At 71.0% G+C, this 12,941-nt stretch carries 12 protein-coding genes and 1 pseudogene; 7 read left to right on the forward strand and 6 right to left on the reverse strand.

Annotated elements, in window-relative coordinates:
• Window positions 1-220: 220 nt before the first annotated feature.
• The 5 genes from E1200_RS33915 to E1200_RS23795 all read right to left on the reverse strand — a co-directional run bounded on the left by E1200_RS33915 (window position 221) and on the right by E1200_RS23795 (window position 5,593).
• Window positions 221-373, reverse strand: coding sequence for a hypothetical protein (locus E1200_RS33915; RefSeq protein WP_165950436.1), 153 nt, complete (start codon window positions 371-373; stop codon window positions 221-223).
• A 369-nt stretch (window positions 374-742) separates the two neighbouring features.
• Window positions 743-1,318, reverse strand: a complete 576-nt coding sequence (locus tag E1200_RS23780) for a G5 domain-containing protein (protein ID WP_207933514.1) — start codon at window positions 1,316-1,318, stop codon at window positions 743-745.
• 82 nt (window positions 1,319-1,400) lie between these two features.
• Window positions 1,401-2,087: a hypothetical protein gene (locus E1200_RS23785; protein ID WP_131954289.1), complete on the reverse strand. Its 687-nt coding sequence runs from the start codon at window positions 2,085-2,087 to the stop codon at window positions 1,401-1,403.
• 48 nt (window positions 2,088-2,135) lie between these two features.
• Complete coding sequence (locus E1200_RS23790; protein WP_131954290.1) at window positions 2,136-2,825, reverse strand: matrixin family metalloprotease; 690 nt, start codon at window positions 2,823-2,825, stop codon at window positions 2,136-2,138.
• Window positions 2,826-3,109: 284 nt separating this feature from the next.
• A complete protein-coding gene (locus E1200_RS23795) occupies window positions 3,110-5,593 on the reverse strand; it encodes a DNA topoisomerase IV subunit A (protein ID WP_131954291.1) in 2,484 nt (827 codons plus the stop codon).
• Between the two features lie 133 nt (window positions 5,594-5,726).
• On the opposite strand from E1200_RS23795, the gene E1200_RS23800 reads away from it, so the two are divergent.
• The 5 genes from E1200_RS23800 to E1200_RS23820 all read left to right on the forward strand — a co-directional run bounded on the left by E1200_RS23800 (window position 5,727) and on the right by E1200_RS23820 (window position 10,741).
• Entirely contained in the window at window positions 5,727-6,905 is a 1,179-nt protein-coding gene (locus tag E1200_RS23800) for a lactate 2-monooxygenase (protein WP_131954292.1), read from the forward strand.
• Between the two features lie 35 nt (window positions 6,906-6,940).
• Complete coding sequence (locus E1200_RS23805; RefSeq protein WP_131954293.1) at window positions 6,941-8,224, forward strand: alpha-amylase family glycosyl hydrolase; 1,284 nt, start codon at window positions 6,941-6,943, stop codon at window positions 8,222-8,224.
• Window positions 8,225-8,315: 91 nt separating this feature from the next.
• Window positions 8,316-8,960 carry an ABC transporter ATP-binding protein gene (locus E1200_RS23810; RefSeq protein ID WP_131954294.1) on the forward strand — a complete coding sequence of 215 codons (645 nt, stop codon included), beginning with the start codon at window positions 8,316-8,318 and terminating at the stop codon, window positions 8,958-8,960.
• A 39-nt stretch (window positions 8,961-8,999) separates the two neighbouring features.
• Window positions 9,000-10,139, forward strand: a complete 1,140-nt coding sequence (locus tag E1200_RS23815; protein WP_131954295.1) for a histidine kinase — start codon at window positions 9,000-9,002, stop codon at window positions 10,137-10,139.
• A complete protein-coding gene (locus E1200_RS23820; protein WP_131954296.1) occupies window positions 10,136-10,741 on the forward strand; it encodes a response regulator transcription factor in 606 nt (201 codons plus the stop codon). Before E1200_RS23815 ends, E1200_RS23820 begins: the two co-directional genes overlap by 4 nt.
• 16 nt (window positions 10,742-10,757) lie before the next feature.
• Here the strand turns inward: E1200_RS23820 and E1200_RS23825 are convergent, their stop codons facing one another.
• Window positions 10,758-11,447 carry a class I SAM-dependent methyltransferase gene (locus tag E1200_RS23825; protein WP_131954297.1) on the reverse strand — a complete coding sequence of 230 codons (690 nt, stop codon included), beginning with the start codon at window positions 11,445-11,447 and terminating at the stop codon, window positions 10,758-10,760.
• A 170-nt stretch (window positions 11,448-11,617) separates the two neighbouring features.
• Here E1200_RS23825 and E1200_RS23830 point away from each other — a divergent pair, with 170 nt between their 5' ends.
• The gene (locus tag E1200_RS23830; protein ID WP_131954298.1) at window positions 11,618-12,550 is read left to right on the forward strand and encodes an STM4015 family protein; all 933 of its coding nucleotides are present in this window, start codon (window positions 11,618-11,620) and stop codon (window positions 12,548-12,550) included.
• Window positions 12,547-12,941 (forward strand): annotated as a pseudogene (locus E1200_RS23835) (hypothetical protein); the annotation flags it as partial. The gene E1200_RS23830 and the pseudogene E1200_RS23835, both read left to right, overlap by 4 nt.

Consider the following 12,941-nt stretch of genomic DNA (forward strand, 5'->3'; position numbering starts at 1 on the left):
GTGGGGGGTGTGCCGCCTGGGTGTTGCCGGCGGAGGCTCGGTGTGCCGGGGTGGCGCGGAAGCTCGTCCGGGATGCGCTCACCGCGTTGCCGCTGCCAGAGGAGGTTGTCGAAGACGCGGTGACCATGGTGTCCGAGCTGGCGACGAACGCTTTCGTGCACGCGCTGGGCGGGCGGGCGCTCGCGGTCACGCCCACGGCGGGGTTGCCCGAGTTGCAGATTTACGCGCGCGGGCAGGGGACGGAGGTCGTGGTGCGGGTCTTCGACTCCGCGGCGTGGCGGGGGACCGTGCCGTCCGGGAAAGCCTGCGTCCTCCGGTCGAGGCGGTGGGCGGACGCGGGCTTGAGCTGGTCAACGCCCTGGCGCTGCAGCATGGCGGACGCTGGGGAGCGCATCGCAGCCGGTCGCGGCTGGGTCCGGCACCAGTGCCCGGGAAGGTCGTCTACTTCGTCCTGCCCGTGCGGGGGCCGTGGTGCCCGCCCCGGCGGGACTGCCATGGGGCGGCACGGGAACTGCGGCGACTACTCGCTTCGCGGGGGATCGGGCCGCTGTACCTGAGTGACGGCCTGCGAGTGGCCGTCTTGTCGGTGCGGCCGGAGATCACGATCTGGGTCCGGGACTCGACGTTCTATGTCACCCGGCCACCGGACGGCGCCGTCCGATGGCCGGTCGGTGACGTTGAGGACGTTGCCGAGGACGTGGTGCGGTGCATTGAGGACCTTGATGTGCTCCGAGGATGAGGATCAGGTGTCGCAGGCGATGCCGTCACCGTCTCTGTCCAGGTCGTAGATGTCGGAGCCGATCACGCGGACGGGTCCTTGCACGTAGGCGGGGCCGTTGCCGCTGCCTCCCGCGCAGTCGACGTCGCTGGCGATCGGCACGCAACCGCTGTAGTTCGGGTCGCAGGACCGGGCCCGCTTTGTGCCGACCGCGATGATCCGGGTGACGGGCTTCCTCGTGACCACCTCGCGCACCAGTTTCGTGTCCGTCTTGGCGCCGTCGGTGTAGGTCACCTTGTAAGTGACGGTCTTGATGCCCGCGACGCCGCGCTGCCTCACCTTGGTGGTGCCCTTGGCGAGGGTGGGGTCGTTAACCCTTCTCGTCTTGAACGGGACCTTGCGCGTCTTGGTGACGGTGCGTTGCTCGATGGAGGGGCTGGGCGTGGGGGACGCGCTCGTTGTGGCGGGCTCGCTCGCCGGAGAGGTGGTGGCGCCCGCTGCCGCGTTCGAGCTCGTCGCGGGCGACTCGCCCGGCTCAGTGCAGGCCCCGATTGCCAGTAATGCACTCATCGCCGCGATGATCGGAATGGTACGCCCCATGATTCCCCCTTTGTCGGGATAAATCATCTGGCTGCCAGCCCGGCCGGGTCAATCGTGGAAAGTACGTGGCGGTGAGCCGGCCTCAATCCAGCGTGCGGACCTTCTTGGCGAGTTCGCTGAGCTTGTCGAACCGCTCACCGGCCTTGCGCATGGTCGGGGGGCCGGCCGTCTCGCCGCTTTCCGCCGCGATGGGGCTCACCACGTTCTCCGCTCCCTGCACGAACATGCCGCCATCCAGGGAGACGACGCCATAGAACTTCTTCGACTCTCGGGGGATCGGACGGGCGCCGGGTTTGGAAGTGGGAGGCGGTGTCCCCTGCCAACGCAAGAACCACACCGCCTTGCCTTGGGGCAGTGAGGCGCGCATCTCGGCGATCGATTCCGGGGAATCCACGGTCGCTTCACCGGTGAATTCCACGATGACGTCCTTGAGTTCCGGACGGAGCTTGCCATGCAGCGTTTCCACCGGACGTAGCACGATGCCCGTCATCGGCACCCTGGCCTCCGGCGGTCCGACGACGCGGGTCCGGCGGACGTCGGCGACTTCGGCGACGATCACGGCGGTGGCCGTGTCCGCGCCGGCGGCCAGATTCTCGGGTGGCTTGACCAGTAGCGCGTTCGGCATCCGGAACTGCTTGAAGAATGCGACGTTCCCGGGGTGATGGGTATCGAGTCCGGCTGCGGTGTTGGGACGTGTGCTCTCGTTCTGCGGGGCGGCGCCGTCGCCGTTGCCGCAGGCGGCGGTCATGGAGGCGACCGTGATCAGCATGGCCACGGACGTGGCTCGGAGTGAACGCATCTTCCTCACCTCAGCCGTTCAGTAGTGGCCGTTGACGTGGCCCTGGTCATGGGCGTCCAGCGTGGACGCGGCGCCTACACCCGCGTACGTGTGCATGCACGAGTTCAGCGTGGAACGGTGCCGCAGCCCCACGGTGTGGCCGGTTTCGTGGCAGGCGATCTGGCGCTGCTGGGCAACGGTGTCGTATACGCCGAAGTAGTGCCAGTAATAGTAGGCATTGAAGCGCAGATGCTGGCCGCGGCACCATCCGGTGCCGGCCGCGCGGTTTCCGCCTGCGCCGGTATGGGTCGCCGGACATTGCACCCAGCCGACGACCCCGTTCAACTCTCCCCAGTCGTAATCTGCCATCCGCACGTCAGGGTAGGGATCGGCCTGGTCCACGTAGGCGGTCATGTCCGTCGGCGTGTAGACATTGGCGAGGGCCCACCGTACTGCGTCGTCCAGGCCAGGAATGTCGTAGGTAACGGGATTGCCGAAGCTTCCGTCGAGGTAGACGGCGTGCACGCCGTTGTTCGCCAGGCTGACGCAGTTGCGCGGGTCGCCGCCACAGACGGTGGAGCCCCAGTTGTCGGCGTGCGCGGCCGGGGCGAGCGCTTGGAGCGTCGCGGCGGCCGCGATTGCGGAGAGTGCGGCGCCGAGCTTTGCGAAGGCATTTCTCTTGGCGGGGCGGACCGATCGAACGGCCGCTTTGGTTCTCGGGGTCCCCATGGACGGCTCCTTGCCGTTGCGGACTTATCACCTCCGTCAAGTAGATTTCTTCGGCTGCTCATGATCAAGCCGTGAGGCCGACTGCGGACGATCAAAAGCGTGGGTAAACCGGAAGATTCTTAGCCGCGTCCGGGTGCCGCCCACGACTGTCACCAGGCCATTATTGGCTGGCGGGTGACGAGTCGGGGCCGGATGGGTGTCCGCTTCCGCCGTTCGAAGTGAAAATGCGCGGTCCGGAAAAGAACGCGGAGGTCCCGGCCGCGTGGGCTAGCCGGGACCTTCGGTCATTCTTCGGTGGTGTCCTCTTCCGGCGGCTCGCCAATGGGGCCGCTGATGGCGGCTATGGGCTGGTCGAGTTTCTCGCCGGAGCCGTCGCGGCGGCCCATCGTCACGTTGAGCATGACCGGTTTGCCGTTGGCGGACGTGGCGCGGAGCGGGGTCGGGGCCGCCCACGCCTGGAGCAGGACGTCCTCGCCCTTGAGGAAGCGGTGCGCGCGGACGCCGCCGGTCGCGCGGCCCTTGGCCGGGAAGTCGGCGAAGTCGGCCAGCTTGATCGCGCCGGTCTGGGTGCCGGGCAGGGCGGAGGACGCGCCCGACACCGTGATCACGCGGGCCTCGCGGGCCGGGGAGATGGCGCCGAACCACAGGACCCGGGCCCCGGCGCTGAGCTTGATTCCCGCCATGCCGCCGGCCGCGCGGCCCTGCGGGCGGACGAGCGAGGCGGGGAAGTGCAGGAGCTGGGCGTCGGTGCTGATGAAGACGAGATGCTGCTCCTCGGAGAGCAGTTGGACGGCTCCGACGACGCGGTCGTCGTCCTTGAGGGTGATGACCTCGAACTCGTCGCGGTTGGCGGGGAACTCGGGCACGACCCGTTTCACCACGCCCTGAGCCGTGCCCAGCGCCAGGCCACCGCCCGTGTCGGTGACGGCGGCTATCCCCACGACCGTTTCGTCCGGTTCAAGGTCGACGTACTCGGCCACCGGTGCCCCGCCCGCGAGGGACGGCGGCGTCGCCGAGGGGGGCAGGGTCGGCAGGTCGATGACCTCGATGCGGACCATCCGGCCCAGCGACGTCACCGCCCCCACCTGGCCCCGCGCGGTGGACGGAACGACGGAGACCAGGACGTCGTGGTTGGCGCGGGGGCCGCTGTCCGGCAGCGGGGACGCGTCATGGGCGCGGGCCATGAGGCCGGTGGACGACAGCAGCACCGTGCAGGGATCGTCCGCCACCTCCAGGGGGACGGCGGCCGCGGCGGTCTGCCCGGAGGCTTCGAGCAGGATCGTCCGGCGCGGCGTGGAGAACTCCTTGGCGACCTCGCCGAGCTCCTTGGAGACGACGCCGCGCAGCTTCTTCTCCGATTCGAGGATCGCGGTCAGCCGCGCGATCTCCTTGGCGAGCTGCTCCTTCTCCTTCTCCAGCTCCAGCCGGTCGAAGCGGGTGAGGCGGCGCAGCGGGGTGTCCAGGATGTACTGCGCCTGGATCTCCGACAGCTCGAAGATCTGCATGAGGCGCTGCTTGGCCTGGGCGGAGTCGTCGCTCTGCCGGATGACCTGGATGACCTCGTCGATGTTGAGGAGGGCGACCAGCAGGCCGTCCACGAGGTGGAGCCGGTCCTCGCGCTTCTTGCGGCGGTGCATCGAGCGGCGCCGCACGACGTTGATGCGGTGGTCGACGTAGACCTGCAGCATGTCGCGGAGGCCGAGGGTGCGGGGCTGCCCGTCGACGAGGGCGACGTTGTTGATGCCGAACGTCTCCTCCATCGGCGTGAGCCGGTAGAGCTCGGCGAGGACGGCCTCGGGGTTGAACCCGTTCTTGATCTCGATGACCAGGCGGAGGCCGACCTTGCGGTCGGTGAGGTCCTTCAGGTCGGAGATGCCCTGGATCTTCTTGGCGTTGACCAGTTCCTTGATCTTGGCCTTGACGCGTTCCGGCCCGACGGCGTACGGCAGCTCGCTGACGATGATGCCCTTGCGGCGCGGCGTGACGTTCTCGATCGTCGTGGTGGCGCGGGTGCGGAACGTCCCCCGGCCGCGCTCATAGGCGTCGCGGATGCCCTCCAGCCCGACGATCTTGCCGCCGGTGGGCAGGTCGGGGCCGGGGACGTGGCGCATCAGGTCGTCCAGCGTGGCGTCCGGGTGGTCGATCAGGTGCCGGGCCGCGGCGATGACCTCGCCGAGGTTGTGCGGCGCCATGTTCGTGGCCATCCCCACCGCGATGCCGGACGCGCCGTTGACCAGCAGGTTCGGGAACGCCGCCGGCAGCACCTCCGGCTCGGTCTCCTGCCCGTCGTAGTTGGGCCGGAAGTCGACCGTGTCCTCGTCTATGGAGCCGACCATCAGCATCGCCTCGCGGGACAGGCGCGCCTCGGTGTACCGCATGGCGGCGGGCAGGTCGTCGCCGCCGAGCGAGCCGAAGTTGCCGTGCCCGTCGACCAGCGGCATCCGCATCGCCCACGACTGCGCCATCCGCACCATCGCGTCGTAGATGGCGCTGTCGCCGTGCGGGTGCAGCTTGCCCATGACCTCGCCGACGACGCGGGCGCACTTGACGTGCCCGCGGTCGGGGCGGAGCCCCATCTCGTTCATCGAGTACAGGATCCGGCGCTGGACGGGCTTCAGGCCGTCGCGCGCGTCCGGAAGCGCCCGCTGGTAGATCACCGAGTAGGCGTACTCAAGGAAACTGCCGCGCATCTCCTCGGAGACATCGACGTCGACGATGTTCTCTTCGAAGTCCGGCGGGGGAGGGGATTGGGATCCGCGTCGTGCCATGCCCCACATTGTGGCCGGTCCCTGGGACATGTTGTGCCCGCCCCACCCGGCGAGCCGCCCGGAACGGGCGATCGATGTCGTTCCGTCACCTCCGCGGACCTGGCAGATTGAGATCCGACGGTTTCGTTGTGAAATGGCGGAGGTGCCCGTGAGCTCGCTGGCCGACTTCCAGAACTCGATCTACCTGCAGGGCCTCGGCGACGTGCGCCCCGCGCTGCCCACGGACCTGACCGGGCTTGAGGAGCTGGCCGAGCGGTCGCTGTCGGCCCAGGCGTTCGGGTACGTGGCGGGCTCGGCGGGCACCGGCGCGACCGCGCGGGCCAACCGGGAGGCGTTCGACCGGTGGCGGATCGTGCCGCGGATGCTCCGGGACGTGTCCGAGCGCGACCTGTCGGTGGAGGTGCTCGGCACCGCGATGCCGTCCCCGGTGCTGCTCGCGCCCATCGGTGTCCAGTCGATCCTGCATCCGGACGGTGAGCTGGCCGTCGCGCGGGCGGCGGCGGCCGAGGGGGTGCCGATGGTGCTGAGCACGGCATCGTCCTACTCCATCGAGGAGGTCGCGGAGGCCAATGGTGAAGGGCCTCGCTGGTATCAGCTGTACTGGCCGAAGGACAGGGATCTCGCCGTCAGTTTCCTGGAGAGGGCCAAGGCGGCGGGGTACACCGCGCTGGTCGTCACCCTGGACACGTTCACGCTCGCCTGGCGTCCCCGTGACCTGGACCAGGCGTACCTCCCGTTCCTGCGCGGTATCGGCGTTGCGAACTACTTCAGTGACCCCGTGTTCCAGAAGGCGGTAGGCGGGCCCGTCACCGACGCCAACCGCAGCACCGCGCTCCTGCACTGGGTCGCGAACTTCGGTAACCCCAGCCTCACCTGGGACGACCTCATCTTCCTGCGGGAGCACTGGGACGGCCCGATCGCGCTCAAGGGCATCCAGCATCCCGATGACGCCCGCCAGGCCGTGGACGCCGGGATGGACGGCGTCATCGTCTCCAACCACGGCGGACGCCAGGTGGACGGTGCGGTCGCGTCGCTGGACGCACTGGGCACCATCGTCGACGCCGTCCGCGGCCAAGCGACCGTGCTCTTCGACAGCGGAATCCGCACGGGAGCGGATGCGGCCAAGGCGCTGGCACTCGGCGCCAAGGCCGTGATGGTCGCGCGTCCGTACGCGTATGGGCTGGCGCTGGGCGGCCAGGCAGGCGTCCAGCACGTCCTGCGCTGCCTCCAGGCCGAACTCGAACTGACCATGGTCCTCGCCGGAATCACCCGTCCGGACGAGTTGTCCTTGGAGACTCTCGTGCGCGCGTGACTGTAGCCGCCCGCATTCGGGGTAGGGGAGGGCGCATGCGGTGGCCCGATCACGTCATCTGGTGGCATGCCTATCCCCTCGGCTTTGTCGGAGCCGTCCCGGGCGGAGACGGCCCCGACGGGACGCCGCCGGAACCTCGGCTCGGGCGCCTGCACGGCTGGCTCGACCACTTGGTGGAGCTCGGCTGCAACGGGCTGGCACTCGGGCCGGTGTTCGCGTCCGAGACCCATGGCTACGACACCGTCGACCACTACCGCGTCGATCCGCGGCTCGGCGGGGAGGACGATCTGCAACGTCTCCTCGACGAGGCGAAGCAGAAGGGCGTCCGCGTCCTGCTCGACGGTGTCTTCAACCATGTCGGACGGAGCTTCGCGCCCTTCGCCGACGTCGCCGCCAAGGGGGACGAGTCCCCGTACCGGAAGTGGTTCCACGCGGACCTGCGCACCTTCGAGGGGCACGACCGTCTCGTCACGCTCAATCACACCGAACCCGAGGTCGCCGCCTACGTCACCGACGTCATGACCCACTGGCTGGAGCGCGGCATAGACGGCTGGCGTCTCGACGCCGCCTACGCCGTCCCGCCGGAGTTCTGGCGGACGGTCATCGACCGTGTCCGCGCGCGCTTCCCCGACGCATGGTTCGTCGGTGAGGTCATCCACGGCGACTACGCGAAAGTGGTCGATCAGAGCGGATTCGACTCCGTCACCCAATACGAGCTCTGGAAAGCCATCTGGAGCTCGCTGAACGACCGCAACTTCTATGAACTGGCCCACGCGCTAGGCCGGCACGACGAAATGCTCGACACGTTCGTCCCGCAGACATTCCTCGGCAACCACGACGTGACCCGCATAGCCAGCCGCCTGGACGACGAACGGCGACTGGCGCACGCGCTCGTCATTCTGATGACGATCGGGGGCGTCCCGTCCATCTACGCCGGGGACGAGTTCGCCTTCCAGGGCATCAAGGAAGAGCGGGAGGGAGGGGACGACGCCATCCGCCCGGCCTTCCCGGCTCGTCCTAACGAGACCCCTGGGTACGGGCAGGCCAACCACCGTCTGCACCAAGAGCTGATCGGGCTCAGACGCCGCCACCCCTGGCTCGTCCACGCCCGCACCACGGTGGCCACCTTGACCAACACGGCGCTCTCCTACATTGTGGTGCACGGCGACCAGCGGCTTGCGGTCGTCCTGAACCTGGACGACGAGCCGGCCGAGGTGAACCTGCCCGACGCCAGATGGACGTGCGTGGCGGGCCAGGCCGACTTCTCTGACGCAGGCGTCACCGTCCCCCCTGCCGGATGGGCCGTCGCCCGACCATGACATCTGTCATGGGCCGCCCCTGAATTCTTCACGGCCGTTTCGTGATGGCTGTGACTGCACGCCGGCGTCCCGCGCGGCCAGCATGGATGTCATGAAGGCACCCGTGATCGATGTACGCGACCTGGACCTGAACGAGGCCGTCCGGAACGTCTCGTTCACCGTGGCCGAAGGCGAGATCTACGCGCTGCTGGGCCGGTACGGCGCGGGCAAGACGACCCTGCTGGAGATCCTCGCCGGGCTCCGCCGCCCGACCGGCGGGTCGGTCCGGCTGCGCGGCGCCGACCCCTACGCCGACCGGGAGACCGCGCGGGCCGCGGCCGTCTGGCGCGACGGCGGCCTGTTCCCCGGGCTGACCGTCGCCGAGATCGTCGACGCGTGGCGGCGCTGGACGCTCGACCCGCTCACCCGCGACGAGGCGCTGCGCCTGGCCCGCCTCACCGACGTCGCCGACACCCCGTTCGAGCGGCTCGGCGCGGGCCGGCGGCGCATGCTCGACCTGGCGCTGGCCCTCGTCGGGCGGTCCGACGTGCTCTTCCTCGACGAGCCCACCGCCGGGCTCGACCGGGCGGCCGCCCGCGAGGTGTGGTCCGTCCTGCTCACGCTGGCCGAGAACGGGGTCAGCGTCGTGCTGACGACCCGCGACCCGCAGGAGGCGTGCGAGGCCGACCGCGTCGGCGTCCTGGACGAGGGGCGCCTGGTCAGCGGACGCGCCGCCACCCGCCTCCGCGCCGCCTGAGCACGGCGACCGTCCTTGACGGCCGAATACGCTGGGCGCGTGCAGCCCGGCATCCCGCGTCCCACCTTCATCGCCGCCATCCTCGTGGGGATGACCGCGTTGACCCTGTGCGGGCTCCTGCTGCCCGCGCTCTGGTACGAGGTCTTCCACCGGCGCGACGCCGGTTACCTGCTCCTGGCGCTGTCCGGTGTGGGCGTCGTGCTGGCCCTCTACTCCCGGCTGCTCTGGCTGAACCTCATGCGGCGCCCTGCGCGGGGGCACCGGTTCGGGCTCGCCGCGATCGCGCTGGTCTGCTGGGCGATGCCGCTGCTCGGGACGGACCACGGATGGGGCAACGCGCTGCTCGTCCCGGCCGGGCTGATCGCCGTCGTCCTGCCGGTGCGGGAGGCGACCGCGGTGACGGCGGCGGCCGCGGTGCTGACCCCGGTCTACGCCGTGCTCCTCGGGCTGCCCGCGCTGACGGTCCTGTTCGAGGTGACCGGTATCCCGTTGGCGTCCTTCTCCGGATACGTCACGGTATGGCTGTTCCATGTCGTCCAGGAACTCCGCGAGGCCCGCGCCGAGCTGGCCCGGTCCGCCGTGGGCGAGGAGCGGCTCCGGTTCGCCCGTGACCTGCACGACGTCCTCGGCCACAGCCTCCAGGCGGTCGCGCTGCGCGCCGAGGTCGCCGAGCGGTTCCTGGAACGCGACGACGGGCGCGTCCGCAAGGAGCTGACCGAGATCCAGACGATGGCGCGGGACGCCGTCCGGGACGTGCGGGAGGTCGTCCGCGGCTACCGGGCGACGAGCCTGGGCACCGAGCTGGACGGCATGTCGGCCGTCCTGCGCGCCGCCGGGATGCGCTGCGATCGCCCGGAGGTGCCGCCCGCGCTGCCCGCCCACGTCCACGAGCCGCTCGGCCGGGTCGCGCGGGAGGCCGCCACGAACGTGCTGCGGCACTCCAGCGCCACCTGGTGCGAGATCTCCGTCGCGGCCGATGCCGAGAACGTCCGCGTGGAGATCGTCAACGACGGCGCCGCACGCCGCGCCTCCGGGGACGCGGGCAGCGGCCTGGCCGGGCTCGCCGAGCGGATCACCGCCGCGGGCGGCGAGTTCGCGGCCGGCCCGGGAGGCGACGGGACGTTCCGGGTGGCGGCCACCGTCCCGGCGGTGCCCGCACCGGCCGGGGAGGAGGCGTGATCCGGGTCCTGCTGGCCGACGACCACCTGTTGATCAGGGAGGCGCTCGTCCTGCTGCTGGAGACCGAGGACGGCATCGAGGTCGTCGCCGACGTCGGCCGCGGCGACGAGGCCGTCGACCGCGCCCTCGCCCTCCGGCCGGACGTGGCCGTCCTCGACATCGACATGCCCGGTCTGGACGGCCTCGCCGCCGCCGAGCGGCTCTCCCGCGACCTGCCCGGCTGCCGCCTGGTGATCGTGACCGCGCACGGCCGGCCCGGCAACCTGCGCCGCGCGATGGCCGCCGGCGTCCGCGGCTTCCTCGGCAAGGACGCGCCCGGCGCGCGGCTCGCCGAGGTCATCCGGCAGGTCGCCGGCGGCGCCCGGTACATCGACCCGCAGCTCGCCGCCGACGCCCTCGCCGCGGAGGAGTGCCCGCTCACGCCCCGCGAGCTCGACACCCTCCGCGCCGCCGCCGACGGCGCCCCGGTCTCCCGCATCGCCCGCGGCCTCGGCCTGTCGGAGGGGACCGTCCGCAACTACCTGTCCGCCGCCGTCACCAAACTGGGCGCCGACAACCGGCACACCGCCGCCCGCGCGGCCCGCGAACGCGGCTGGCTGTAGGCCGCTCGCAGCCGGCTCAGCGGCGGGCGAGGACGAGGCAGCCGCGTTTCGTCACCGGGAGGGGCGTGCGGAGGTGCCCGGCCGACTCGGCGGCCTCCACCCGGGGCATGTGCCGTGCGACCAGGTAGTCCCGGATCGCGTCGCGGTCGGGCAGCGTGATCAGCGGCGCGTCCCAGCGCTCGACCTCCGCCTCCGCGAAGACCTCGCACACGCGGTCGGGGGCGTCCTCGGCGTCGAACGCGGTGGGGTCGGGCCGCCACGCCGGCGCGAGCTCAGGGCTGTCCGCCCGGGAGATCGCCGAGGCGAGCAGGACGCCGCCGGGGGCCAGGACGCGGTGGGCCTCCCGGAGCGCGGCCGTGGGGTCCGGCAGGTGGTGGAGCATGTTCACGGCGACGACCGCGTCGAACGTCCCGTCCCGGAACGGCAGGCGCCGGGCGTCGCCCTGCACGCGCGGCCCCGGATGGGCGCGCAGGAGCGTGCCGGACGCGTCCAGCCCCACCAGCGGGAACGGCGGCCCGCCGTCGAACGCGGCGGTGAGGGCGCCCTCGCCGCAGCCCACGTCCAGGACGCGGGACGCGCCCGCGTCCCGCAGCTTCGACGCGACGTGGTCGTGCAGGCTCCGCGCCCCGATGAGGTACTGGCGGGTGACCCGGCTGGCCAGGCGGAAGCGCTCGGGATCGTCGTCGTAGTCGGGCGTTACGGCCATGGACTGAGTCTGCCCCGCCGACCGTCTCGAAAAGCCCCGCCGAGCACCGCGGCGCAGCGCCGCGGACCCGGTGGAGGAACGGGCACCTGGCCGTGATGATCCGGGTTGCCCCATCTTCTGTCGTTCTTCCCTGATAGGACTACGTCCCGACGGAATCACGAAGGGGACCCATGGGCGTTTACCAGCGACTAGAGGAATACGCCGGCCTGCCGGTGTTCAGGTTCAGTGACGAGACGGCGGCCGACGACGAGCTCCCGCCATCCGCGGGCGAGGTCGCCTGGTACGTCGGGACGTCCTTCGACAGCGAGCCGTTCGGCGAGACGTTCGCGCGGTTCCGGCAGGCGGTCGACACGACCGAGGTCACGGCGCTGATCATCGGCTACTTCGGCGCCTCCTACGACGATGACGTCGCCGATCCGGCTGCGCTGCTGTCGGAGGCCGCCGCGTCCTTCCCGAAGCTGCGGGCCCTGTTCGTCGGCGACATCACCGGTGAGGAGTCGGAGATCTCCTGGATCGAGTACTCCGACATCTCGCCGCTGTTCACCGCGTTCCCCGGCCTGGAGCGGTTCGAGATCCGCGGTGCGCAGGGGCTGGCGCTCGAACCGATCAAGAGCGAGGCACTGAAGGTGCTGCGCTTCGAGTCGGGCGGGCTCCCGGCCAGGGTGGTCCAGGCGGTGGCGGCCAGTGAGCTGCCGAACCTGGAGCACCTCGACCTGTGGCTGGGCGTGTCGGACTACGGCGGCGACGCCACGGTCGCCGACCTCGCGCCGATCCTGTCGGGCGAGCGGCTGCCCGCCCTGCGCCACCTGGGCCTGGAGGACTCCGAGATCCAGGACGAGATCGCGGCGGCGGTCGCGGGCGCGCCGGTGGTGGCGCGGCTGGAGACGCTGAGCCTGGCGATGGGGATCCTGACCGACCGGGGCGCCGAGGCGCTGCTGTCCGGCCAGCCGCTCACCCACCTGCGCGCGCTCGACCTGCACCACCACTTCCTGTCCGACGCGATGATGGAGCGCGTCAGGAAGGCGCTCCCCGGCGTCGAGGTCGACCTCTCCGAGCAGGAGAAGCCGGACGGCGACTGGTTCTACGCCGCGGTGACCGAATGACGTTCGCCGTGGTCGGCGTGCCCGGCGACCGGCGCGCCGAGCTGTTCGCGGCGGCGTGCCGGTCGGCCGGGCTGCCCGAGCCGCGGCTCATCGGCTGGGCGGACGTGCTGCGCGGAGCCGGGGTCGCGCCGCGTCCGGGGGAGTTGCTCCGGATCGACTCGCCGGGTGCGGATCCCGAGGCCGACGCGCTGCTGCGCGGCCCCGGCGACCCGTCCCGGGTGGGAGGCGGCGCCCGGTGGCACCGGACGTTCACGGCGGCCCTGCGGCGCCTCGCGGAGGCTGCTTCCGCTTCCGGGGCGCGCGTCGCGGGTGACGTCGAGGAGATCGCCGTCATGTTCGACAAGCGGCTCGCGCACGCGCGGTTGCGAGAGGCGGGCGTGCCCGTCCCGCC

This window comes from Actinomadura sp. GC306, from assembly GCF_004348665.1.
In the GTDB taxonomy this organism is placed as follows: Bacteria; Actinomycetota; Actinomycetes; order Streptosporangiales; family Streptosporangiaceae; genus Spirillospora.